The sequence below is a fragment of the Arthrobacter sp. CAU 1506 genome, from assembly GCF_005047635.1.
In the GTDB taxonomy this organism is placed as follows: domain Bacteria; phylum Actinomycetota; class Actinomycetes; order Actinomycetales; family Micrococcaceae; genus Crystallibacter.
On sequence record NZ_SUKC01000005.1, the window covers coordinates 209,433 to 232,242 of the forward strand.

A 22,810-nucleotide genomic window follows, 5' to 3' on the forward strand; every position below is an offset into this window, starting at 1 on the left:
CCCGCCGGTGGCCCGGCCGCGGACCCCGGTGCGAACCGCGCGACCCCGTCCCGCTACTGCTGGAACGCGGCGTCGAACGAGGTCTCCGGCGGGTCGAAGTCGAACCGCTTCAGGAACTCCAGCGCTTCCGGCGCCCCCTGCAGCCGGTCCATCCCGGCGTCCTCCCACTCCACCGAGATCGGCCCGTCGTACCCGATCGCTGCCAGTGCCCGGAAGCTGGCCTCCCACGGCACGTCTCCGCGTCCGGTGGAGACGAAGTCCCAGCCGCGCCGCGGGTCGCCCCAGGGCAGATGCGATCCCAGCCGGGTGTTGCGTCCGGTGATCCGCAGCTTCGTGTCCTTGCAGTCCACATGGTAGATCCGGTCCTTGAAGTCCCAGATCAGCGAGACCGGGTCGATGTCCTGCCACATCATGTGGCTGGGATCCCAGTTGATCCCGAACGCCTCGCGGTGCCCCACGGCCTCCAGTGCCCGCACCGTGGACCAGTAGTCGTAGGCGATCTCGGACGGGTGGATCTCGTGCGCGAACCGCACGCCGCATTCGTCGAACACGTCCAGGATGGGGTTCCACCGGTCGGCGAAGTCCCGGTAGCCGTCGTCGATCACGTGGGCCGGCACCGGCGGGAACATCGCCACGTACTGCCAGATCGATGACCCGGTGAACCCCACCACAGTCTTCACCCCGAGCCGCTGCGCCAGCCGCGCCGTGTGCATCATCTCTTCGGCCGCCCGCGTCCGGACGCCTTCCGGATCGCCGTCGCCCCACACGCGCTCGCCGACGATCGACTGGTGCCGGAAGTCGATCGGGTCGTCGCAGACCGCCTGGCCCTTCAAGTGGTTGGAGATGGCCCATACCTTCAGCCCGTGGCGCTCCAGGATGTCCAGCCGGCCGGCGATGTAGTCGTCGTCGTCCCAGCGCCACGCGTCCAGATGGTCGCCGGACACCGCGATTTCCAGGCCGTCGTAGCCCCAGCCGGCAGCGAGTTCCGCCACCTTCTCGAAGGGCAGGTCAGCCCACTGGCCGGTGAACAGAGTGAAGTTACGAGGCATCGGTTGCTCCTGTCGCTGAAAGGTCGTGCCGGGTGTCGGCTCCGGCGAGGACGACGGCGGTGCCCTCCTGGGCGGCGCTGCGCACCATCGCGTCCAGCACCTTTTGCACCGCCAGGCCGTCCTCAAAACCGGGACTGGGCGCCGAGCCGGCAGCCACCGCGGCCAGGAAATCCGCGGCCTGGCTGGTGAAGGTGTGGTCCCAGCCGAGCACATGCCCGGGCGGCCACCAGGCCTGCAGGTACGGGTGCGACTGCTCGGTGACCAGGATCCTCGCCGCACCTGCCAGCCCTGGCGGGGCACCGGCGTCGTAATAGTGGAGCTCATTCAACCGCTCCAGGTCGAAGCTGAGGTTCCCGCCCGATCCGTACACCTCTATCCGCAGCGCGTTCTTGCGGCCGGTGGCCATCCGGGTGACCTCCAGGCTGGCCACCGCGCCGGAGTCCAGCCGCAGCGTGGCCCACGCGGCGTCGTCCACGGTCACCGGTTCCGGCCCGTCCGGGCCCTGCCGGGTGTCCACGAACGTGTTGAGCGTGGCGGACACAGAGGTGACGCGCGCGCCGAGCAGGAAGTGGATCTGGTCCACCGCGTGTGAGGCCAAATCGCCGAGCGCCCCGGAGCCCGCGGTCTCTTGGCGCAGCCGCCAGGTCATCGGTGCGGCATCGTCGGCCAGCCAGTCCTGCAGGTAGGCGATCCGCACCTGCCGGACGGTGCCGATCCTGCCCTCGGCGATCAGTTGCCGGGCCAAGGCCAGGGCGGGAACCCGGCGGTAGTTGAAGCCGACCATGGCCTGCACGCCGGAGGCGCGGGCGGTTCGGGCCGCGGCCGCCATCATCTCGGCCTCGGCCACCGAATTGGCCAGCGGCTTCTCCACGATCACGTGCTTGCCGGCCTCCAGCGCGGCCACCGCCAGTTCGGCGTGCAGGTGGCCGGGGGTGCAGATGTCCACGATCTGCACGTCGTCGCGCTCCAGGACAGCGCGCCAATCCGTGGAGCCCTCGGCCCAGCCATACCGGCCGGCATCAACGGCCACGCTGTGCGGATCGCGGCCGGCCAGGACCCGCTGCGCCACCGCCGGTCCGCCGGGATAGAAGGCGGAGACATTGCGCCAGGCATTGGAGTGCGCCTTGCCCATGAAGGCGTGCCCCAATACCGCCACGCCCAGCGGCGGCCCGTCCGGATTGGCGGTCATCGTCTTCTCCTTGGTGCTCGTCTGTCTGTGCTGTCGCTCGGCCTGTGGTGCGCTCGAACCATCGGCGGCTGGAAGCCAGCGGCCGGGGTCAGAGGCTGCGCAGGAACGCCAGCCCGTCCTCGGCCAGCCGGTCTTGGCTCGGTGCCAGTGGCCGCCAGATGGAGGCGGCCGTGGCGATTGCGGCGTTGTCCGCAGTGAAGCTCTCAATGTTCAGCGGACCGGCATAGCCCACGTCGTCCAGCGCTTTCAGCAGCGCCGGCCAGTCGGTCTGGTCGCCGCCCGGGGCTCCGCGGTCGTTGCCGCAGACCTGCAGGTGGACCAGGTGTTCGCCGGCGGCGCGGATGGCCGCCGAGCTGGAACGTTCTTCGATGTTCAGGTGGTAGCTGTCCAACGCCAGCCCTACACCGTGGCCGAGCAGCGGTTCCAGCGCTTCGAGCGCCTGCTCCACGGTGTTGATCAGCGAAGTCTCGTACCGGTTGAGCGGTTCAATTCCCAGCACGACGCCGGCCGCTTCGGCTCGGGCGGCCAGCGGCGCCAAATTGGCGCGCAACTGGCGGTACGCCTCATTCCGGTCCTCGGCGTCGATCCGCCAGACCCGGCCGGTGCCCGAGTAGAACGGCCCACACACGGCGGAGGCGCCGAGGTCGTGCGCCAGATCGATGCAGGCCGCCAGATAGTCCTGGGTGGCCCGCACCGACCCGGCGTCGGCCAGGACCAATTCGCGGCCCGGTGCCATGGCGCCCACCAGATAGGGCTTCAGGCCGGTAGCCGCGAGGACGTCCCGGGCAATGCCGGCGGTAAAGTCGCCGGAGTTTTCCAGCGGCAGTTCCACCGCGTCGAACCCCATCCCGGCGATTTTCGCCAGCAGTTGCGGCAGCACGGCGTCGGTCAGCGGGGACTGCCACACCCAGGTGTTGATCCCGATCAGCCGTTCCATCGTGTACCTCCCTCAACTGCCGCTGCTACCGTGCACGGTGCCGTGCGTGATCCGTCCGACCACGCGTCCGGACGGGAAGAACGTGTCCGGCCGGGCCCCCACACCCGGCCGGACACGCCTGCTTTACGGAATCTGGCGCTGCTGCCAGACCTCCGGGTAGCCCGGCAGGTCCTCGCCGCCGAACTTCGCGTAGTGGCCGTCCGGCATGCCTTCATTGCGCTTCAGCCAGTCGTCCAGCTCCTCGGCCGGGATCGGCGTCTGCGGCAGCACCCACTCGGCCGGAATTTCTTCGCCGGCGAAGATCTTCTGAACCGCCAGCAGCGGGGTGCGCCACTGGAAGTTGGAGTAGACCGGGGCCAGAGCGTCGATGCCGGTGTCCTTCCACTTGCGCAGGAAGCTCAGCTCGTCCTCGCCGGTCATCACCGGGAGGTCCTTGCCGGCGTCTTCGAACGCCTCGATCGCTGCGACGGCGCCGTCGCCGGCATCCATCCAGACACCCTGTACATCGCCGGTGGCCAGCTCGTCGGAGATGATCTTCTTGATTTCGGTCGGGTCGGCGCCGGTGAAGTAGTCGGTGGCTTCGATGCCCTTTTCCTCGAAGATCTTCTCTGCCGCGGCCCAGCGCTGCTCCAGCACGTCCACGCCGGGCAGGATGCGCAGCGCCACTACCTTGTCGCCCTGCTGCAGCCGTTCGGAGAGGAAGTTGGCGGTGTCGATGCCCCAGGCGAATCCGCCGATCGGGTGGATGAAGGTGGTGGCGCAGTCGGTTTCCACGCCGCGGTCGAAGACCACCACCGGCTTGCCGGTCTCGCAGGCACGCTCCACGGCCGGCGTCAGCGCCGCCGTCGCGTTCGGCGAGATCACAAAGGCATCGCAGTTTCCTTCGCTGATGAAGTAGTCGATGTCGGCAATCTGGGTATTGGAATCGTCCTGCGCGTCGCGGGTCTCCATCTCGGAGATCACGCCTTCGTCCTGCAGCACCTTGAGCTGCTGGTTCATGGTGATCCAGCCGGTCTGGCGCCACGGGTTGGAGATGGACGCATTGGCGAAGCAGACCTTCTTGGCGCCTTCGGCGGCGAAGTCAGCGGTGTCGGTCATGTCGCCGGCAATGTACTGCAGCCACGGCTGTTCCGGATCGCCCTCGAAGTCGGCGGTGCGCTGTTCGAACTGTTCGTCATAGAGCGCCTGGTCGAACCACTCCGTGGTGGCCTCCTCGGTCTGCGCCGGAGCGGACGCGGCGGGGCTGCCGCCGTCCTCCGAAATCGACTGATCGGTGGTGCATGCCGTCATGGCCAGTAACGAGCCGGCCGCTGTGAGCGCGACCGCGGTACTTAGACGTTTCCTCGTCATGTCAGTTCCCTCCCTTGTCGGTGCCCTCAGTGGGCTCTGGTGCCGCAGTGATGCGTTGTTGTTCGGATTGCGCGGCCGCAGAGCCTCCGCGGCGCTTGCGTTGCCAAGACTGCGCGGCGGCAGCCACGGCGACGATGATGATGACGCCCTGCACAGTGGGGCGCCAAGTGGACGCCACGCCCATGAAGTTCAGCAGCGTGAACAGCGCTTCCAGGGCGAAGGCCCCGGCGGCGGCGGAAAGCACCCAGCCGCGTCCGCCGCCCAGCACCACCCCTCCGAGCACGACGGCGGTGATCGCCGTGAACTCGTACCCTCGACCTACCGAGGGGTGGACTCCGGCGTAGCCGACCAGCAGAATTCCCGCGACGGTGGCGGCGAGCGAGGAGAGCATGAAGGCGCGGGTGCGCACCCACCAGACGCGGGCGCCGGTCAGTGCGGCGGCGACGTCGTTGTCGCCCACGGCCATCAGCGTGCGTCCGTACGGGCGGCGCATCAGCCAGAAGGCCAGCACTGCCACCGCGGTCAGGATGATCACCGGGTAGGGGATGATCCCGAGCACCGGTACGTCCTCGATGCCGCCGCGGCCGATCTGCCGGAAGCTGTCCGCCGGGTTGCCTTGGGCGGCGCCTCCGGTCCAGAAGAGCACCAGGCCCAGCAGCGCCAGCATCATGCCCAGCGTGACGATGAAGCTGGGCACCTTCAGCAAGGTGGTGATCAGGCCGTTGATCAGGCCGATCACGGCGCCGAGGACGAACATCAGCGCCAGCACCGGAATGACCTTGGAGTCGTCGTCGCCGATCAGGTTGCCGGCCACGATCACTTGCATGGCGACGACCGACCCCATGGACAGATCGAATTCGCCGGAGACAATCACGAAGTACTGGCCGATGGCGGCGATGGCGATCGGGGCGGTGCGGCCAATGAAGCGGATCAGGGATTCGGGCTCGCCGAACGAGGGGTTAATGACGATGATGGCAACCAGCAGGGCGAGCAGCAGGATGAAGACTCCGCCGCCCGGAGTCCGCAGGCCGCGCAGGAAGCGCTCGCCGCGGCCTGCACGGTTGTGCTGCAGGACCTCGCGGCCGGCTGCTGGGTCCAGGATGGTGCTCATGGCTGTAGCTCCTGCTGGTGTCCGCCGTGCCCGAAGCGCGGTGGGCGGGTGATGACGGTGCGGCGGGCATAGACGGCCACGGCGACCACGATCACCACGCCGCGCACCACGTCCTTCAGGAACGGGTTGATCTGCAGCACGGACATGATGTTGTCCAGCATCGCGAAGATCAGCACGCCGCCGAGCGTGCCGACCACCGAGCCCTTGCCGCCCGCCAGCAGCGTTCCGCCCAGCACGACGGCGGCGATCGAGAGCAGGTCGTAGCCGCCCTGCGAACCGACCGTTGGGCTGCCGACGCCCAGCCGGCTGGCCAGCAGCAGGCCCGCCATGCCCGCGAGAACCGAGCAGATCACGTGTGCGGTGATCACCGCCCCTGGGACGCGGACGCCGGACATGCGGGCCACGTCCCGGTCGCCGCCCACGGCATAGATGTGGTGGCCGATCCGGGTTCGGTGCAGCATCAGGATCACCAGTGTGGCGCAGCCGAGCATGATCAGGGTGGAGATCGGTACCGGCCCGAGCCCGGTGGCTCCGATCAGCCGGAAGGAAAACGGTGTCTGGCCGAAACTGCCCTTGTAGTTGGTGGCCAGGTAGCCGCTGATGATCAATCCCATGCCCAGCGTGGCGATGAAGCCGTGCACTTTGAGGCCTGCGACTATCAGGCCGTTGGCCAGGCCGATCACCGCCGAGATCCCCAGGGCCAAGGCCACGGCGGACAGCACGTTCTCGCTCCGGTTGGCCATCACGCCGGCGCCGATCAGGCTGGCCAGGCTGGTCACATAGGAGACCGAGAGGTCGAGGCTGCCGACCAGGATCACCAGTGTCTGGCCAATGGCGATGAAGCCCAGGACGCTGGTGCCGGTCAGGATGGCAGAGATATTGCCCGGACTGAAAAAGTTGCGGCCGGTGGTGGCCACCAGGATGCTGCCGGCGATCATGACCAGCAGGGCCACCAGATAGACGATCTGGGTTGAGCTCAGCCTGGCGAAAAACCCGCCGGCCTGTGCCGTTGGCGTGGCCCGGGCTGCCGAGCGCGTCGTCGTCATGCCGTCCCTCCGGTCGTGCTGCCGTCCTCCGGCGCCGCGCCGGGCACCCTGGCGCCGGTGGCCAGTCGCAGGATTTCCTCTTCGGTGGATCCCGCGGGGAGTTCCCCGGCGAGTCGCCCGTCGCGCATCACCAGGATCCGGTCGGACATGCCGATCACCTCCGGCAGTTCACTCGAAACCATCAGTACGCCCTTCCCCTCGGCGGCCAGCTGGCGCATCAGCCGGTACACCGCCACCTTGGCGCCGACGTCGATGCCCCGGGTTGGTTCGTCCAGCAGCACCACGCGCGGGGAGACTGCCAGCCACTTGGCCAGCACGATCTTCTGCTGGTTGCCGCCGGAGAGGTACTGCACCTCTTGGTCCAGGTCCCTGGCGACGACCTCCAAGCTGCTGAACGAACCGGCGACCTCGCGACGGACGGATGAGGTGCGGCCGGGGAACACGGCGCGGACCACGCCCAGCGCGTTGTCCAGCAGCGACTGGTTCAGGCTCAGGCCCTGCGCCTTGCGGTCTTCGGTGATCAGCGCGATGCCCTGCCGCACTGCCTGCCGCGGAGAATGTGGCCGGGCCGACCTGCCGTCCATCTGCATGCTGCCCCGATTGAACGGCGCGGCGCCGAAGACGGCGTGCAGCAATTCTGTCCGGCCGGAGCCCTGGAGTCCGGCGACGCCGACGATCTCGCCGGGCATCAGCCGCAGGCCGATGCCGTCCAGTTGATCGTTGCCGGCACCCTCCAGTTCCAGCAATGGGGTGGGTGCAGCGGTTTCGCCGGCCGCTGCCGCCGGGCTTTCCGCCGCAGTCGCGGCCGGGAGCTTGTCCGGGAAGTAGGCGGAGATGGGGCGGCCCACCATCATCCGCACCAGGGATGCGTCGTCGAGTTCGGCGGCCGGTTTGGTGCCCACGATCCGCCCGTCCTTGAGCACGGTGATGGTCTGGCAGAGGTCGAAGATTTCGCGCAGCCGGTGCGAGACGTAAAGGATTCCGGTGCCTCGCTCTGACAGCCGCTGCACGATGCCGTACAGCAGGGAGACTTCCGGACCGGACAAAGCGGCGGTCGGCTCGTCCATGGAGATGATCCGGGCGTCGTAGCTGACGGCCTTGGCGATCTCCACGATTTGTTGCTCGGCCACGGACAACGACCGTGCCAGCGCTGTGGGACGGATGGATCCGATGCCGAGGGATTCCAGCAGGTCCGCGGTGGCGGCGTTCATCTTTGCCCGGCTGACCAGCAGACCCTTGCGCGGCTCGCGGCCCAGATAGATGTTCTCGGCCACCGTGCGGTCCGGCAGCAGGTTGAACTCCTGGAACACGGTGGACAGGCCTGCCTCATGGGCCTGGGTGGGGTGGCTGAACTGCACGCTCTGCCCCCGCAGCAGCACGGTTCCGGAGTCCCGCTGGTACACCCCGGCCAGGATTTTCATCAAGGTGGACTTTCCGGCGCCGTTCTCCCCGACGACGCCGTGGACCTCGCCCGGGTGCAGCGTCAGCGACGCATCCTGCAGCACCGGGTTGCCAAAGAAACTCTTCGTCAGCCCGCGCACTTCGAGCACAGGTTGATCCCGTTTTTGGCCGTTTTCGGCCGCATCGCTGCTGACAATACCCTCCACGCACCCTACTGTGGCATGCCTCACATACTTTTGTCGATAGGCAAACAAAAGTTGTTTGAAGTCTTTTCATAGTAGTCGTAGAGACAAACAGAAGCGCGGCATGCTCTACTGAAAGTGTGTTGAACTCCGATGTCGCCCAGCAGCGGCTGGCCGCGCAGCCAGCCGCAGGAGCCAGTGAGGTATTCCAGCTGCTCCGGGATGGCCAGCCGCGCACCCGCGCGGAGTTGGCGCAGCTGACCGGCCTGGCCCGGTCCACGGTGACCGCCCGCGTGGATGCACTGATGCGGGTGGGGCTGATTGCCCCGGTCGGCGGGGCGACCTCGACCGGCGGCAGGCCGCCGTCGTTGTTTGCGCTCAATCCGGCCGCGCGGTTGGTGGTTGGGGCGGACCTCGGTGCCACCCACGCGCTGGTGGTCGTGGCCGACCTTTCCGGCACGGTGCTGGCCGAAGAGCGCGCCGAGCTGAGCATCGCCAGCGGCCCCGACAGCGTGCTGGGCTGGCTGTGCGAGGCGGTGGCGAGGCTGCTGAAGGAAGCCGGCCGGAGCGCCGCGGACCTTGGCGCGATCGGCATCGGGCTGCCCGGCCCGGTGGAGCATGACACCGGTCGGCCGATCAATCCGCCGATCATGCCGGGCTGGGACCGCGTGGACGTTCCCGCGCTGGTGCAGCAACACTTCGACGTGCCGGTCTTGGTGGACAACGACGTCAACATCATGGCGCTGGGCGAGCAGGCCACGGCCTGGCCGGACACCGCTGACCTGATGTTGATCAAGGTGGCCACCGGAATTGGTGCCGGCATCATTTCCTCCGGTCAGCTGCAACGCGGGGCGCAAGGCACAGCTGGGGACCTGGGGCACGTCCGGGTGCCGCGCGGCGACGGCGTGGCATGCCGCTGCGGGAACACCGGCTGCCTGGAGGCGCTGGCAGGCGGGCCGGCGCTGGCTGCGGTGTTGTCCGCCGAGGGGAAGCAGGCCAACAGCAGCCAGGATGTGATTGACCTGGTGCGCTCGGGCGATTTGCAGGCGATCCAGGCCGTGCGGCAGGCCGGCCGGGACATCGGCGACGTGCTGGCCACCTGCGTGAACCTGGTCAACCCGTCGGTGATCGTGATCGGCGGCCGACTGGCCCAGGCGGGTGAGCACCTGCTAGCCGGTATCCGGGAAGTGGTCTACCGGCGCTCGCTGCCGCTGGCAACCGAGCACCTGCTGATCGCTCCGTCCGTGGCCGGTCAGCGGGCGGGAGTGCTGGGTGCAGTATCGCTGGCGATCGGGCACGTGCTGTCGCCCGAGTCGATCGAGGCCGCGGCATCAGCCTGACTGCCGCGCTCCGAATAGTCCTGAAGTTATCGTTTCGCAACCTCGTCGAGCTCCCATGCCTCCTGTTACGCGGCTAGCGTGAGACAAATAGTCGTCCAATGGCGGAAGGGGAGCCATGCGCGCACTGGTCAAGGGGGCAGCCGGTGCTGCCCTGCTGCTGGCTCTGGCCGGCTGTAGCGGATCACCGACCGGGATCGGGGCACTGGAAACCCCGGCCCGCCCAGGTGACAAGCTGGACGCCGGACTGGGGAACGTGAACGTCTTGCCAGACAGCACGCGGCTGTTGATGGAAAAGGAAGATCGCGCCTTCTACGTTGCCCTCGCCGACAACTTTGCCAAGCATGGCGTCTGTTTGGTCATCGTGGACCTGGAAGCTGATGAGGCATCGGCCGGGTGCGGCCAAGTCGGGCCGGAACCGCTTGAACTTGGCGTCTCCGGGGTGAAGGCCAAACTGATTCAGGACAGATACGACGCGAGCAAAGAACTTGCAGCCGAGTGGGAGCAGTTGCACCCGAACCTGTTGGTCTGGGGGCTTTAGGCGGTTATTCGCCCAAGTAACTCTCCAGCTGGTCTGCCAACTCCTGGGGGTGGCTGAGCGCCACGCAGTGGCAGCCGGGGATCTCATCCGGGACGATGCCCAACCGCTCGGGCACAATGCGGCGGAACAAATCGGCGGGGAAGAAGCGGTCGTCCTTGCACAGGATGAACTTCGTCGGTACGTCCGGGTGCGCGTCCAGCGGCCAGGACTCTGCCTGGGACGCTTCTGACTGGCCTCGCTCGTAACTCAGTGCTTCCTCGGCCAGCTCCTGCGGGACGCCGTTGTAGAAGCAGATGAACGGATCCGGATTGCCGGTCAATCCGCCGTCCACCGCCGCCTGCGCCTCGGCGGCTTCGCTGTACCCGGTGTTGGCCCACCAGTCCGCAGGACACTCACCGGGCGCCGGGACCATTCCGGCAAGGTAGACCAGCACCTTGACCGGCAGCCGGGCGGCGATCAGCGGGGCGGTGAAGCCACCAAAGGATTGGCCAACGACCACCAAATCCTGCCGGTCGCCGATCTCACGGACTACCGCGTCTGCCGTCTCGTCCAGCCCTTTGGCCTCGTCCTCGCTGGGCAGATCGGGGGCGACCACGTCATGCCCTCGGGCCCGCAGTTGGGCCTCCACCAAATGCCAGTACCACCCGACATCCCCGGCCCCGTGAATCAACACAAAGGTGGCCATTGTGTGCAAACCTCCCCTAGCTCGCGTGGCCCTGAGTATGACAGCCCCGGGCTGGATGGTCACTGGTCCGGAGGCGGAGGGGGCGCGGAAGTCCGGAAACTCTGCGCTGGGCGTTCCCGCGTCACCGATGGGGAAGGACAATCGAGCAACCACTTAGACTGGGGATTATGACCCAGACTTCTGCGGCCGATCCAGCGGCCGACCGCGCCCGCCTGCTCGAACTGATTAAAGAAATGGCCGTGGTGCGCGGCAAGGTCACGCTGTCCAGCGGTGCCGAGGCTGACTACTACATTGACCTGCGCCGGGTCACCCTGCACCATGAGGCCTCCCGTTTGGTCGGCAGGGTCATGCTGGCCATGCTGGACGAGGCCGGTATCGAGTTCCAGTCGGCCGGAGGCCTGACGATGGGTGCCGACCCGGTGGGCACCGCGCTGATGCACGCGTCTGCAGACGCCGGCCGTGCCGTGGACGCTTTCGTGGTGCGCAAGGCGCAGAAGTCCTACGGAATGGGCCGCCAAGTGGAGGGTCCCGACGTCAAGGATCGCTCCGTCATCGTACTGGAGGACACCTCCACGACCGGCGGCTCCGCCCTGACCGCGGTGGAAGGCGTGCGCAACGCCGGTGGCCTGATCAAGGCCGTGGCCGTCATCGTCGATCGCGACACCGGTGCCAAAGAGCGCATCGAGGCCGAAGCCGGCGTGCCGTATCTGTTCGCCTTCGGCAAGGACGAGCTGGGACTGGACTAGCCGCGGCAGGCAGCCCACCAAACTCATGGATGTACGCAGGAACAAGGCCGCCCGCCAACTGCGCCTGGCCAGCGACCTGCACCGGGTCTCGCGGCGCTCGTTCCTGATCGCTGCGGCCTTCGGCCTGGGCACCGCCGCGGATCTGGCGGCCACCCGGTCCATCCAGGAGATGCGCAACGAACCTCAGATCCTCACGCTGGCGGACGAGCACGCCGACCGGCGCTTCCCGCGCTCCAGTTGGGTGCTGTTCCCGGGATACAAGACCAGCTGGGAGGAAGGGCTGTGGATCCTGAACTCGCTGCGTCCCGGCTTGGCGGAGCGCGGACGGCTGGCGGTGGCGGGCTACTCGAACCGCGGACTGGATCTGGCTGAACTGACCGAGGTGCTGCAAAAGCACATCCAGGACAACCGGCTGGAGAGGCTCTACTTCTACGGGCACAGCTTCGGCGGCATGGTGGCGGTGGAGATGACCGCGCGGCTGCGCGCCAAGGGCTTCCCGGTGGAACTGATCCTGATGGATTCGTCCCCGTACAGCCGGTTCGACGTGCTGGACAAGACCATGTTCGAAGGCGTGGTGTTCCTGTATGAGGCCGGCTACCGGGTCCCGAGCTATCTGCGCGGAGGCTACGAGCTGGGTGAACGCATTGTGCACAAAAACGAACGCAGCTGGCGGCAAATCGTGGAGCAGACCATGGAGCAGTTGTCCCCGCTGGCTGTCTCCAGCACGCTGATCCAGTCGCAGTCCTCGTACATTTACCACTTCGACGCGCATCGGTTCAGCCACAGCATCGGCGAGACCAAGATGGTGTGGATGGGAAATCCGGGGGATCAAACGATCAACTACACCACCGCCCGGCGCAGCTGGCTGGTGAATTACGAGGCGAACTTCCTGACCAACAACCTGGTCACCGAGGGCGCCCGGCCGGCCCACGCCAGTCCGCAGTGGAATTCGGCGATCTACGTGCCGATCATCCAGCAGGTCGAGGACACATTCCTCCCGCTGCCGGTAGGCGGCTTCCGGGCGCAGTTCTTCTAGTTCCGGAGTGGCGGCTGAGGGGAGGGCCGCCGCTTCGGTGAGGCCACCACCGTCGGACTGCCGCCGATCAGGGCGGGCTTCCGCTCAGGACCAGGCCGCCGCCTAGAGGTGCGGAATCAGGTCTGCCACCGAGTCGAAGGATTGGTTCGGCCGGAAGGGGAAGCGGGAGACGTCGTCGGGCTGGGTGATGCCGGTGTAGACCAGCACGGTGTGCAGCCCGGCTTCCATGCCCGCGACGATGTCCGTGTCCATCCGGTCGCCGATCATTGCCGTGGTCTCGGAGTGCGCATCGATCTGGTTCATGGCCGAGCGGAACATCATCGGATTGGGCTTGCCCACGATGTACGGCGTGCGGTTGGTGGCCTTGCTGATCAGCGCCGCGATGGCTCCGGTCGCCGGCAGCACGCCCTCCGTGGACGGGCCGGTGGCATCCGGATTGGTGGCGATGAAGCGCGAACCGGCCAGGATGAGCCGGATGGCCTTGGTGATGGCTTCGAACGAGTAGGTCCTCGTTTCGCCCAGCACCACGTACTGCGGGTCCCGGTCGGTCAGGATGAAGCCGGCCTCGTGCAGAGCCGTCGTCAGCCCGGCCTCGCCGATCACGTATGCGCGGCCGTGCCCCTCCGACAAGGGAGTCTGGTTGCGAAGGAACTGGGCGGTGGCCAGCGCCGACGTCCAGATGTTCTCCTCGGGCACCTCCAGTCCGGCCTGATGAAGCCGTGCGGCCATGTCCCGGGGCGTGTAGATGGAGTTGTTGGTCAGCACGAGGAACCGTTTAGAGGTGTCCACCCAGCGCTGGATCAGTTCAGCGGCGCCCGGGATAGCGGTGCTCTCATGCACCAGCACGCCGTCCATGTCGGTGAGCCAGCACTCGATGTCGGCGGGCGTGCGGGTCTTCTGCTGGTGCATGGTTCCCTTTCGTGCGTGGATGCGGATGCGGATGCGGTGGCGTGAGGGGTTGCGGTGGCGTGAGCGGGCGCTTCCGGCCCCAGTCTGTCACCTAGGCTTGTGGGGTGGAAAAAAACGCAGGTGAAGCCGAGGCCGAACGGCCGCTGACCGACGGCCGGGAACTCGGATCGGGAGTTTCCGGGGCCGACCGCGACGCTCCCGGAACCGGCGCCGCTGAGGCGAGCATCGGCGTCGGGCCGTGGGAAGGCCCTCTGCCGGAGGGCGACCATTGGGATCCGCAACTGCTGGCCGACGGCGACCGCCGCAACGTGACGGATCAGTACCGCTACTGGAAGCACGACGCGATCGTCGCGGACCTGGACTCGCGCCGGCACAATTTTCACGTGGCCATCGAGAACTGGCAGCATGACCTGAACATCGGCTCTGTCGTACGCTGTGCCAATGCCTTTCTGGCCAAGGAAGTGCACATCATCGGACGACGGCGGTGGAACCGGCGCGGGGCGATGGTCACCGACCGCTACCAACACGTGCGGCACCACCCCACCGTGGAGGACTTCGTGGCCTGGGCGCAGGGCGAGGGGCTGCGGATCATCGGGATCGATAACTTCCCCGATTCGGTGCCGTTGGAAACCTATGACCTGCCCGAGAACGCCGTGCTGGTGTTCGGGCAGGAAGGGCCCGGGCTGACGCCGGAGGTGCACGCAGCCGCCGATGCCACGCTGTCCATTGCGCAGTTTGGCTCCACCCGCTCGATCAACGCCTCCGCCGCCGCGGCCATCGCGATGCACGCGTGGATCCGCCGCCACGTCTTCGCCCAGCCGGTGGGAACGCCCGGGCCGTAGGGTGGGGCGGGGCCGGCGCGACCGCCGCGGTCAGCCGAGCAGTTCCAGCAGGGTTCCCGCGCCGACTGCCCGGGCGCCGAGCGACTCGATTCGTTCGCGCAGCTCGCGGTCCGACGTCACCACGGTCACCGACGCCTCGGAGTCGGCGCCGAACACCTTCTCCACCTGGGCCACAAGTTCGTCGTCGCCCGACCCGGCTGCGTGCGCCACCTCCAGTTGCACGCCGCGGCGGTGCGCTGCCGACGTATGGCCGGCCCCGCCGTCGTCCTCTGGCACCGGACGCGAGGTGCCGCCATTGGGGGCGGGCGCGTCTTCGCCGTCGTCCTCCGGCACCGGACCCACGGTGCCGTCGCCTCGGGCAGGTACCGCCCCGCCGTCGTGCTTATAGGGCCCTTCCGCGGCGGCTTCCTTCGCGGCACCCTCCAGCACGACGACGGTGCGCGGCCAGACAGTGCCGGCCGGCACCGCCAGGAGGTCGGCCGGGAGCCCCGGCTCCAGCGCAGTGCGGAGCGCGGCCAGCAGCCGGCGGGTGGCACCGGCGCGGTCCTTCCACCAGCCGTCCGGCCGGGAGCCCACCACGTTCGCCGCGTCGACGAGCAGCAACGGCGGGTGTTCCAGCAAGGTGCGCAGCCGGGGCCAGGCGTCCCCGAAGTGTGGGTGCAGCGGCAGTTCATCGACCTCATGCAGCGGCACCCAAGCGAGGGCAAGGCTCTCGGCGTCGGTAATGGCCGGTTCGAACGGCCGCACGGTTCTGGCCGCGGCGGTGGTGTAGGTCCAAAAGCCCAGATCCAGCACCGACGTGAACAGCGGCGCCAGTGCGTCGATCGGGACGTCGGCCTCTTCGTTCGCCTCGCGCAGGGCGGCATCGACTGCCAGTTCGTCCTGGTGGCGTGCGCCGCCCGGGATTCCCCACGTGCCGCCGTAGTGGCTCCACTGCGCCCGGTGCTGGAGCAGGATGCCGCGCTCGCGGTCCACCGCCAGCAGCCCTGCCGAGCCGAAGCGGCCCCACATCCGGGTACCGTCCGGTCCTTCCACCCAGGCGTCGCCGGGATCGCGCGGACCGTGGAACGGCGGCGGGAATTCAGTCATGGTCCCAGCTTGCCACGGCGGTCCGCGCCACGGGGGAGCGGGGCAGCGGATGTAACCCGGCTTCACAGACACCGGCCCGGATCCTGCCGGTGGCGGCAGCCTTGAGGCCTCGGATCAGTGACAGCGGCGGCCTTGGGGCGTGTCGAAGCTGTGCGCCGAGGGACTCGAAGCCGCTCCCCGGACGGGAATCGATAGGATGGGGCCAGAGGCAACGCCTTCGAATCCGTATCGCTAGCCAAGGAGTCAGCATGCCCGTTGCAACCCCTGAGATCTATGCCGACATGATTGACCGCGCCAAAGCAGGCGGCTTCGCCTACCCGGCGATCAACGTCACTTCCTCGCAGACCCTTAATGCAGCGCTGCAGGGCTTTGCCGACGCCGGCTCCGACGGCATCATCCAGGTTTCCACCGGCGGCGCCGCGTACTGGTCCGGCTCCGGGGTCAAGGACATGGTGGCCGGTTCGCTGGGCTTCGCCGCGTTCGCCCGCGAGGTGGCCAAGAAGTACCCGGTCAACGTGGCGCTGCACACCGACCACTGCCCGAAGGACAAGCTGGACAGTTTTGTGCTGCCGCTGCTGGCGGAGTCCGAGGCTGCCGTGAAGCGCGGTGAAGACCCGATCTTCCAGTCGCACATGTGGGACGGTTCAGCCGAGACGCTGGAAGAGAACCTGAAGGTGGCCGAGGACCTGCTGGCCCGCACCGCCGCAGCCAAGATCATCCTGGAAGTGGAAATCGGCACGGTCGGCGGCGAGGAAGACGGCGTCGAAAACGAGATCAACGAGAAGCTCTACACCACTGTGGACGACGGGCTGAAGACCATCGAGGCGCTGGGCGCAGGCGAGAAGGGCCGCTACATCACCGCGCTGACCTTCGGCAACGTGCACGGCGTCTACAAGCCCGGCGGCGTGAAGCTGCGCCCCGAACTGCTCAAGCAGATCCAGTCCGAGGTCGGCGCGAAGATCGGCAAATCCAACCCGTTCGACCTGGTCTTCCATGGCGGATCCGGCTCGTCCGAGCAGGAGATCGCCGACGCCGTGTCCTACGGCGTGATCAAGATGAACGTGGACACGGACACCCAGTACGCCTTCACCCGCCCGGTGGCCGGCCACATGTTCGCCAATTACGACGGCGTTCTGAAGGTCGACGGCGAGGTAGGCAACAAGAAGGCCTACGACCCGCGTGTTTGGGGTGCGGCCGCCGAGAAGTCCATGGCTGCCCGTGTGGTGGAAGCGGCCCAACGCCTTGGCTCTGCCGGAAAGTCGGTGAGGTAGATGACTGAGCCCTTCCGCACCAACCTGCTGGGCCCCGAGCCGACTTACCTGCCGGAAGAGACCGACGTCCTCGCACGCCTGGATGCCGGCGACGAAGCAGTGGACCTGGCCGCGAAGTTCCCGTCTTCCTCGCTGGTGTGGGCGATTCTGGCCGATGAAGCCTATGCCGAGGGCCGGACGGTCGAGTCCTACGCCTTCGCCCGGGTGGGCTACCACCGCGGCCTGGACTCGCTGCGCCGGGCCGGCTGGCGCGGTGCAGGTCCGATCCCGTGGGAGCACGAACCGAACCGCGGCTTCCTGCGGGCCCTCTATGCCTTGGGCCGGGCCGCCGGTGCCATCGGCGAGGCCGAAGAAGTGGACCGGATCGGCAAATTCCTGACCGATTCCGACCCGAAAGCCAAGGCGGCCATCGAAGGCGCCTGACGTTTCAATCGACTGGTGAGAAAACGGGAGCTAGCCCTTCGGCAGCTCCCGTTTTCTCACCAGTGGATTCTCCGGCCCGCTGGCAGCGTCAGCGGCCACAGCACGCAGTGAATCGGCACGCAAAGACCCGTATCTGGTTCCGTCTGGCCCTTTCGCAGCGATGCGTTGTTCGGTAATGATGGCGAGATGAAGCCAGTAGCCGCCGCAGCATTGGATCAGGCCGAAGCGTGAGCAGATCCGAGACCGTCGAGCAGTATCTCCGCCGTCTCGGGTCGAATGATCCGACGCCCGGTGCGGGCGCCGTCGGGGCGATCCATGCAGCACAGGCCGCAGCGCTGATCGGGATGGTCGCAAACTTCTCCAAGCCGGCGGAAGGGAGTGGGCCGTCCGCTGCAAACGGCCAACACGGTTCGGGATCCGCGGCCAGCCAGGGCGGTTCCGGGACATCGGGAAGGGACTTCGAAGGCATTCTGTCCGAAGCGGACGAGCTGACGCGGACCGCACTTCAAGCCGCGGAATCCGACGAGGAGAAGTTCGGGCGGGTAGTCGATTGCTACAAGCTGCCGTCCGGATCCGACGAGGAGCGGGCCAAGCGCACTGCGGCGATCCGCGAGGCGCTCGTCGAAGCGACGCTTCCGGCGAGGGCACAGCTGGACTTGGCCACCGCCGTCGTCCGTTTGGGCGAAGAGCTGCTGGATGTCTGCAAAGCGGACCTGCTCAGCGACATCGCCGTGGCGGCCGAGGCGGCCCGCGCCGCCGCGGCCACCGCGCGCATCACCGTGGAGGCCAACTTGGCGCCGATCCCGGAAGATTCGCTGCAGGAATCATTGCGGGAACATACGCAGAAGGCGGACGGCGTGGTGCGCCGGGCAGAGGAGCTGTCCGCACTCGTACGGCAGCGCGTGCTCAAGTAGCCGCGGCGCGAGCCCGTCGCCCCGCCGCGGTTACGCCCGGCTATCAGTCCTTCGTGCTGGCGATCTGGATCAGGTTGCCGCAGGTGTCGTCGAGAACGGCGGTGATGACCGGTCCCATGTCGGCGGGCTCCTGGATGAATTCCACACCCAGCCCGACCAGCCGCTCGTACTCGGCGTACACATCCTTGACGCCAAAGCTGTTGAACGGGATGCCGTCGGCCACCAGGGCATCCTTGAACGGCTTCACTGCCGGGTGTCCGGACGGTTCCAGCAGCAGCTCCACGCCGTCGGGAGCCTCCGGCGATACCACCGTCAGCCAGCGGTCCGCGCCGAGCGGCACGTCATTCTTCAACTGGAAGCCCAGCTTGGTGGTGTAAAACTCGAGCGCCTTCTGTTGGTCGTCGACGAAGATGCTGGCGGTCGTGATAATCATGGTTCCTCCTTGATGGTGGTGGACTGGGGGAAACACGTGAGCCATTCCCGTGCGGCGGACAGCGGCGCAGGGTCAAGATGGTGCACGGTGGTGCGCCCCCGGCTGCTGGCAGTCACCAGGCCGGCCTCGCGCAGGATTGCCAGATGCTTGGTGACAGCTTGGCGGGATATTTCCAGATGGTGCTTGTTGATCAGGCCCACGGTCAGTTGAAACAGCGTCTGGTCGTTGTGTGCGGCCAGCTCCTCCAACAGGATCCGCCTTGTCGGATGACCGAGGGCCTGGAAAACTGCGTCCATCGCTCCACAATACGCAACCAAAAGGTTGCCAGTCCAGCGGTGCCATGCGGTCTCGCAAACCCGGGCGGCGATTCGGCCAGTGCCGTTGCCCGAAACCCAGTCGGCTTTGCGTCCGAACCTTTCCACACAACGCCCGGAAAGGGATGATGCAGGTATGGGTGCGAACACGGCGTTCACTGTCACCGAGCAGGTCTACGTGCCGCCAGCGCGGGCGTGGGCTCTGTTGACCGACTGGGCGGCCGCGCCGGCATGGATGCCGGATGTGAGTGAGATGCACGCCGAGGGCCCCTTGGCCGTGGGCCAAACCATCGACTTCCACTCCCAGGGACACGACCGGAGCTGCACGGTGAGCCAGCTCGACGTCGGCCGGAGCATCACCATCGCGTCGTCGCAGGGGGACGTGCAGGCGTATTACCGCTACGAGTTGGACGGCGACGGCGGCGCCACCCGCCTAACGCTCACCGCCGACGTCGTCATCAGTGAGGAATTGGCCGGAATGGCAGACCAGATCCGAACGGCGATGGCCGAGGCGGACTCCGGCCAACTGGCCGGCTTCAAACGTTTCGCGGAGGCCGCGCCCTGATCGCGCGCTGCCGTCCACCCCGTCGCAAGCTCAGTAGAATCGACTGCTGGGACCGCTTGAAAGGACTGTGTTGGCCAAGCTCTACTTCCGCTACGGGGCGATGAACTCCGGCAAATCAACCGGGCTGCTCCAGGTTGCGTTCAATTATGAGGAGCGCGGGCAGCGCGTGCTGCTGGCCAAGCCGAACCTGGACACCAAGGGGGACAGCAAGATCGTCTCCCGGCTGGGCATGGCCAGGGACGTGGACTTCATGATCCGGCCGGGCGAATCGGTGCGTGAACACTTCGGCCGGGTGGCCGCCGGCGAAGATCCGGATGCCCTGCTGGAACGGGTTGACGTCCAGCCGGTGGCGTGCCTGCTGGTGGACGAGGCCCAATTCCTGGAGCCGGCGCAGATCGATGACCTGTTCCGCATCGCGGTGATGGACAACGTTCCGGTGCTGGCGTACGGCATCCGGACCGACTTCCGCACCCAGGCTTTCCCGGGCGCGCGCCGTCTGCTGGAAATCGCGCACACGCTGGAGGAGTTGAAGACCATCTGCCGCTGCGGCCGGAAGGCCGTGTTCAACACGCGTCGGGTGAACGGGGAGATTGTTTTCGACGGCGAGCAGGTCGCCATCGACGGCGAGGACGTTTGGTACGAGTCGCTCTGCGGGACCTGCTACTTGAAGGCCTCCGGCGGCAAACTCGAAGTCTAAGGCCCCGGGAGCGGCCAGTCGCGAACGCTGCGGCGTCATAGGCCAGCCGAAATGCCCAGCCGTTCCGCCAGCCCCATCGCATTGAACGGGGCATGGACCTTGGCGTCATTGTCGAAGTACAGGTACGCATCGCGGCCCGCGGCGTCCTGGCAGCCGGAGCCGGAGAGCCAACTGCTGACCGTGGATGCCAGCCGGTCCAGATCCCTGTCCGGATAGCCGCCGGCATAGAGTTCGTCCTTGCCGTGAAGCCGGACGTAGATGAAGTCCGCGGTGATCTCGTGCAGCATCGGCCATTTTCCCGCGCTGTCCGCGAGCACCAGGGCTGTGTTGTGCCGGCGCAGTTGGTCGTAGAACTCTTCAGTGATGAACGTGGTGCTGCGGATTTCGACGGCGTGGCGCAGCGGGCGGTCGGCGCCGTCGTCGGGAATCCAGGTCCGGTCCTTCATCTTGTCGGTGTGTTCGGAGGCCAGCGCCGCGGCCGCCTTCGTGCTGCGGGGCAGTTGGGCCAGAAACTTCTCCATCACGCCGGCGTCGTAGTTGGCACGTTCCGGCAGCTGCCAGAGGAACGGGCCGAGCTTGTCGCCGAGCCCCAGCACGCCGCTGGCATAGAAGTTCGCCAGCGCCTCGCGGACGTCCTTGAGCCCCTTGAGGTGCGTGATGTATCGGCCACCTTTGACCGCGAAGATGAAGCCCGGCGGTGTTGCCGTGTGCCATTGCCGGAAGCTGGAGGGTCGCTGGAGCGAGTAGAAGGTGCCGTTGATTTCCACCGAGTTCAGGTGGCTGGAGGCGTACTCCAGTTCGCGGTGCTGCGGCAGGCCCTTGGGATAGAAAGTGCCCCGCCACCGCGGATACCGCCAGCCGGAAATCCCGATCCGGGCCATCGGTTCAGAGACAGCCATGTGCGGCAGGCTACCCCGCCGGGGCTCCGCGGGCCAGAGGCGGGTGAGCGCCGCCGTCGTTAGCCGTTGCCAAGTGGGCCATACGCCTGCGCGTTTCATCGACTGCAGGTTTACGCCGGTTTCGCTGCATCTTCTCTCCACTCGATGCGCCGGCTCCCATCCGGCCCCGAATACGCCGTGCCGGTTGCCCTCGGATCGCCTTCCGCGGGCACCGATTCCGGGCCGCGCAGGCCCATCGGCTAAACTTGGTGCGTAAGAGCCCCACATACTCCGTCCGGAGTGAGGGGCGTTCTCATGCGCGGCAGCGGCTCCTTCTTGTACAGACTGTCCGGGGCTTCCGCCGCATCGAATGGGGGAGGATCCCATGCCAGCAATTGTGATCGTCGGAGCCCAGTGGGGCGACGAAGGAAAAGGCAAGGCAACCGACCTGCTTGGCGGCCGCGTGGATTACGTGGTCAAGCCGAACGGCGGCAACAACGCGGGCCACACCGTCGTCGTCGGCGGGGAGAAGTACGAGCTGAAGCTGCTGCCGGCCGGCATTCTGTCCCCCAACGCCACTCCGATCATCGGCAACGGCTGCGTGGTCAACCTCGAAGCCCTCTTTGAGGAGATCGACGGACTAGAAGCCCGCGGCGCGGACACCTCGCGGCTGCGCGTCTCCGCCAACGCCCACCTGGTGGCCCCGTTCCACCAGACCATGGACAAGGTCACCGAGCGCTTCCTCGGCAAGCGGGCCATCGGCACCACCGGCCGCGGCATCGGCCCCGCCTACATGGACAAGGTGGCCCGGCTGGGCATCCGCGTGCAGGACGTCTTCGACGAATCGATCCTGCGCCAGAAGGTCGAGGGTTCGCTGCGGCAGAAGAACGAACTGCTGGTCAAGGTCTACAACCGCCGCGACGTCCACGTCGAGGAAGTCGTGGAGTACTTCCTGTCCTTCGCCGATCGGCTGCGCCCCATGGTGATCGACTCCACCTTGGTGCTGAACCAGGCGCTGGATGAGGGCAAAGTGGTGCTGATGGAGGGCGGCCAGGCCACCTTCCTGGACGTGGACCACGGGACCTACCCGTTCGTCACTTCCTCCAACCCGACCGCCGGCGGTGCGTCCGTGGGCTCGGGCATCGGCCCCACCCGGATCAACCGCGCCGTGGGCATCATCAAGGCGTACACCACTCGCGTAGGCGCCGGCCCGTTCCCCACCGAACTGTTCGACGACATGGGTGAATACCTGCAGAAGAAGGGCGGCGAGTTCGGCGTAAACACCGGTCGTCCGCGCCGCTGCGGCTGGTACGACGCCGTGCTGGCCCGGCACGCTTCCCGGGTCAACGGATTCACTGACTACTTCGTGACCAAGCTGGACGTGCTCACCGGCATTGAGCAGATCCCGGTGTGCGTGGCGTACGACGTGGACGGCGTCCGGCACGACGAAATGCCGATGACCCAGACCGAGTTCCACCACGCGAAGCCGATCTTCGAGTACTTTGACGGCTGGACCGAGGACATCACCGGCGCCAAGACGCTGGAGGACCTGCCGATGAACGCGCGCAATTACGTGCTGGCGCTGGAGAAGATGTCCGGCACCCGGTTCTCCGCCATCGGCGTGGGGCCGGACCGGGACCAGACCATCGTGATCCGGGATCTCATCTCGGAGTAACGGACAACAGACAACGACGGCGGCGCGGGGCTTGGCCCCGCAAGTCACCTACCGGCCGGGTAGCGTGGGGACTATCCCTTTAACGGTGTATCCGGCGGTTTCCATTAGTAGTTTTCAGCGGTCGGGAACCGGTCGCTGAAGGTGATGGCGAATGCGTTGAGAGCGGGCTTCCAGCGCGTTACCCATCGCA

24 protein-coding genes are annotated in these 22,810 nt (G+C 67.1%); 11 read left to right on the forward strand and 13 right to left on the reverse strand.

Annotated features, from left to right (window positions below):
* Positions 1-53: 53 nt before the first annotated feature.
* The 7 genes from E4J89_RS08390 to E4J89_RS08420 all read right to left on the reverse strand — a co-directional run bounded on the left by E4J89_RS08390 (position 54) and on the right by E4J89_RS08420 (position 8,289).
* Positions 54-1,049, reverse strand: coding sequence for a sugar phosphate isomerase/epimerase family protein (locus E4J89_RS08390; RefSeq protein ID WP_136785665.1), 996 nt, complete (start codon positions 1,047-1,049; stop codon positions 54-56).
* Positions 1,039-2,238 (reverse strand): Gfo/Idh/MocA family oxidoreductase, encoded by a 1,200-nt coding sequence (locus E4J89_RS08395; protein ID WP_136785666.1) that lies wholly within the window; start codon positions 2,236-2,238, stop codon positions 1,039-1,041. Before E4J89_RS08395 ends, E4J89_RS08390 begins: the two co-directional genes overlap by 11 nt.
* 88 nt (positions 2,239-2,326) lie before the next feature.
* Positions 2,327-3,175, reverse strand: coding sequence for a sugar phosphate isomerase/epimerase family protein (locus tag E4J89_RS08400; protein ID WP_136785667.1), 849 nt, complete (start codon positions 3,173-3,175; stop codon positions 2,327-2,329).
* A 123-nt stretch (positions 3,176-3,298) separates the two neighbouring features.
* Positions 3,299-4,525, reverse strand: coding sequence for a substrate-binding domain-containing protein (locus tag E4J89_RS08405; RefSeq protein ID WP_136785668.1), 1,227 nt, complete (start codon positions 4,523-4,525; stop codon positions 3,299-3,301).
* A gap of 1 nt (position 4,526) precedes the next feature.
* Entirely contained in the window at positions 4,527-5,636 is a 1,110-nt protein-coding gene (locus E4J89_RS08410; RefSeq protein ID WP_136785669.1) for an ABC transporter permease, read from the reverse strand.
* The gene (locus tag E4J89_RS08415) at positions 5,633-6,682 is read right to left on the reverse strand and encodes an ABC transporter permease (RefSeq protein ID WP_136785670.1); all 1,050 of its coding nucleotides are present in this window, start codon (positions 6,680-6,682) and stop codon (positions 5,633-5,635) included. Before E4J89_RS08415 ends, E4J89_RS08410 begins: the two co-directional genes overlap by 4 nt.
* Positions 6,679-8,289 (reverse strand): sugar ABC transporter ATP-binding protein, encoded by a 1,611-nt coding sequence (locus tag E4J89_RS08420; protein ID WP_240691798.1) that lies wholly within the window; start codon positions 8,287-8,289, stop codon positions 6,679-6,681. The genes E4J89_RS08415 and E4J89_RS08420 overlap by 4 nt, the downstream gene beginning before the upstream one ends.
* Before the next feature lie 119 nt (positions 8,290-8,408).
* Between E4J89_RS08420 and E4J89_RS08425 the strand changes: the two genes are divergently transcribed.
* Both E4J89_RS08425 and E4J89_RS08430 read left to right on the forward strand, forming a co-directional pair.
* Positions 8,409-9,605, forward strand: coding sequence for an ROK family transcriptional regulator (locus tag E4J89_RS08425; RefSeq protein WP_205754442.1), 1,197 nt, complete (start codon positions 8,409-8,411; stop codon positions 9,603-9,605).
* Positions 9,606-9,720: 115 nt separating this feature from the next.
* Complete coding sequence (locus tag E4J89_RS08430; protein ID WP_136785671.1) at positions 9,721-10,143, forward strand: hypothetical protein; 423 nt, start codon at positions 9,721-9,723, stop codon at positions 10,141-10,143.
* A 4-nt stretch (positions 10,144-10,147) separates the two neighbouring features.
* Here E4J89_RS08430 and E4J89_RS08435 read toward each other — a convergent pair whose 3' ends face one another.
* Positions 10,148-10,828, reverse strand: a complete 681-nt coding sequence (locus E4J89_RS08435; RefSeq protein ID WP_136785672.1) for an alpha/beta hydrolase — start codon at positions 10,826-10,828, stop codon at positions 10,148-10,150.
* Positions 10,829-10,995: 167 nt separating this feature from the next.
* On the opposite strand from E4J89_RS08435, the gene pyrE reads away from it, so the two are divergent.
* Together pyrE and E4J89_RS08445 are read left to right on the forward strand one after the other, a co-directional pair.
* Entirely contained in the window at positions 10,996-11,574 is a 579-nt protein-coding gene (gene pyrE / locus E4J89_RS08440) for an orotate phosphoribosyltransferase (RefSeq protein WP_136785673.1), read from the forward strand.
* Between the two features lie 25 nt (positions 11,575-11,599).
* Positions 11,600-12,610, forward strand: coding sequence for a thioesterase domain-containing protein (locus tag E4J89_RS08445; RefSeq protein ID WP_136785674.1), 1,011 nt, complete (start codon positions 11,600-11,602; stop codon positions 12,608-12,610).
* Between the two features lie 102 nt (positions 12,611-12,712).
* Here the strand turns inward: E4J89_RS08445 and E4J89_RS08450 are convergent, their stop codons facing one another.
* Positions 12,713-13,519, reverse strand: coding sequence for an HAD-IIA family hydrolase (locus E4J89_RS08450; protein ID WP_136785675.1), 807 nt, complete (start codon positions 13,517-13,519; stop codon positions 12,713-12,715).
* 224 nt (positions 13,520-13,743) lie between these two features.
* On the opposite strand from E4J89_RS08450, the gene E4J89_RS08455 reads away from it, so the two are divergent.
* Positions 13,744-14,361: a TrmH family RNA methyltransferase gene (locus E4J89_RS08455; RefSeq protein WP_136785713.1), complete on the forward strand. Its 618-nt coding sequence runs from the start codon at positions 13,744-13,746 to the stop codon at positions 14,359-14,361.
* Positions 14,362-14,391: 30 nt separating this feature from the next.
* Here E4J89_RS08455 and E4J89_RS08460 read toward each other — a convergent pair whose 3' ends face one another.
* Positions 14,392-15,450, reverse strand: coding sequence for an NUDIX hydrolase (locus E4J89_RS08460; RefSeq protein WP_136785676.1), 1,059 nt, complete (start codon positions 15,448-15,450; stop codon positions 14,392-14,394).
* Positions 15,451-15,698: 248 nt separating this feature from the next.
* Here E4J89_RS08460 and fbaA point away from each other — a divergent pair, with 248 nt between their 5' ends.
* From fbaA to E4J89_RS08475, 3 genes are all read left to right on the forward strand, one after another.
* Positions 15,699-16,721, forward strand: coding sequence for a class II fructose-bisphosphate aldolase (fbaA, locus tag E4J89_RS08465; RefSeq protein WP_136785677.1), 1,023 nt, complete (start codon positions 15,699-15,701; stop codon positions 16,719-16,721).
* A complete protein-coding gene (locus E4J89_RS08470) occupies positions 16,722-17,144 on the forward strand; it encodes a DUF3151 domain-containing protein (RefSeq protein WP_136785678.1) in 423 nt (140 codons plus the stop codon).
* 227 nt (positions 17,145-17,371) lie between these two features.
* Positions 17,372-18,058 (forward strand): cyclodeaminase/cyclohydrolase family protein, encoded by a 687-nt coding sequence (locus E4J89_RS08475; RefSeq protein ID WP_169303945.1) that lies wholly within the window; start codon positions 17,372-17,374, stop codon positions 18,056-18,058.
* A gap of 43 nt (positions 18,059-18,101) precedes the next feature.
* On the opposite strand, the gene E4J89_RS08480 is transcribed toward E4J89_RS08475, so the two are convergent.
* Both E4J89_RS08480 and E4J89_RS08485 read right to left on the reverse strand, forming a co-directional pair.
* On the reverse strand, positions 18,102-18,491 hold the full coding sequence (locus tag E4J89_RS08480) for a VOC family protein (protein WP_136785680.1): 390 nt from the start codon (positions 18,489-18,491) through the stop codon (positions 18,102-18,104).
* Positions 18,488-18,787, reverse strand: coding sequence for a metalloregulator ArsR/SmtB family transcription factor (locus E4J89_RS08485; protein WP_136785681.1), 300 nt, complete (start codon positions 18,785-18,787; stop codon positions 18,488-18,490). Before E4J89_RS08485 ends, E4J89_RS08480 begins: the two co-directional genes overlap by 4 nt.
* A gap of 154 nt (positions 18,788-18,941) precedes the next feature.
* On the opposite strand from E4J89_RS08485, the gene E4J89_RS08490 reads away from it, so the two are divergent.
* Both E4J89_RS08490 and E4J89_RS08495 read left to right on the forward strand, forming a co-directional pair.
* Positions 18,942-19,370 carry an SRPBCC family protein gene (locus tag E4J89_RS08490; protein ID WP_136785682.1) on the forward strand — a complete coding sequence of 143 codons (429 nt, stop codon included), beginning with the start codon at positions 18,942-18,944 and terminating at the stop codon, positions 19,368-19,370.
* 70 nt (positions 19,371-19,440) lie between these two features.
* Positions 19,441-20,067 (forward strand): thymidine kinase, encoded by a 627-nt coding sequence (locus E4J89_RS08495; RefSeq protein ID WP_136785683.1) that lies wholly within the window; start codon positions 19,441-19,443, stop codon positions 20,065-20,067.
* Positions 20,068-20,102: 35 nt separating this feature from the next.
* On the opposite strand, the gene E4J89_RS08500 is transcribed toward E4J89_RS08495, so the two are convergent.
* Positions 20,103-20,966, reverse strand: coding sequence for a DUF72 domain-containing protein (locus E4J89_RS08500; protein ID WP_136785684.1), 864 nt, complete (start codon positions 20,964-20,966; stop codon positions 20,103-20,105).
* 364 nt (positions 20,967-21,330) lie between these two features.
* On the opposite strand from E4J89_RS08500, the gene E4J89_RS08505 reads away from it, so the two are divergent.
* On the forward strand, positions 21,331-22,620 hold the full coding sequence (locus E4J89_RS08505) for an adenylosuccinate synthase (RefSeq protein WP_136785685.1): 1,290 nt from the start codon (positions 21,331-21,333) through the stop codon (positions 22,618-22,620).
* Positions 22,621-22,810: the final 190 nt, after the last annotated feature.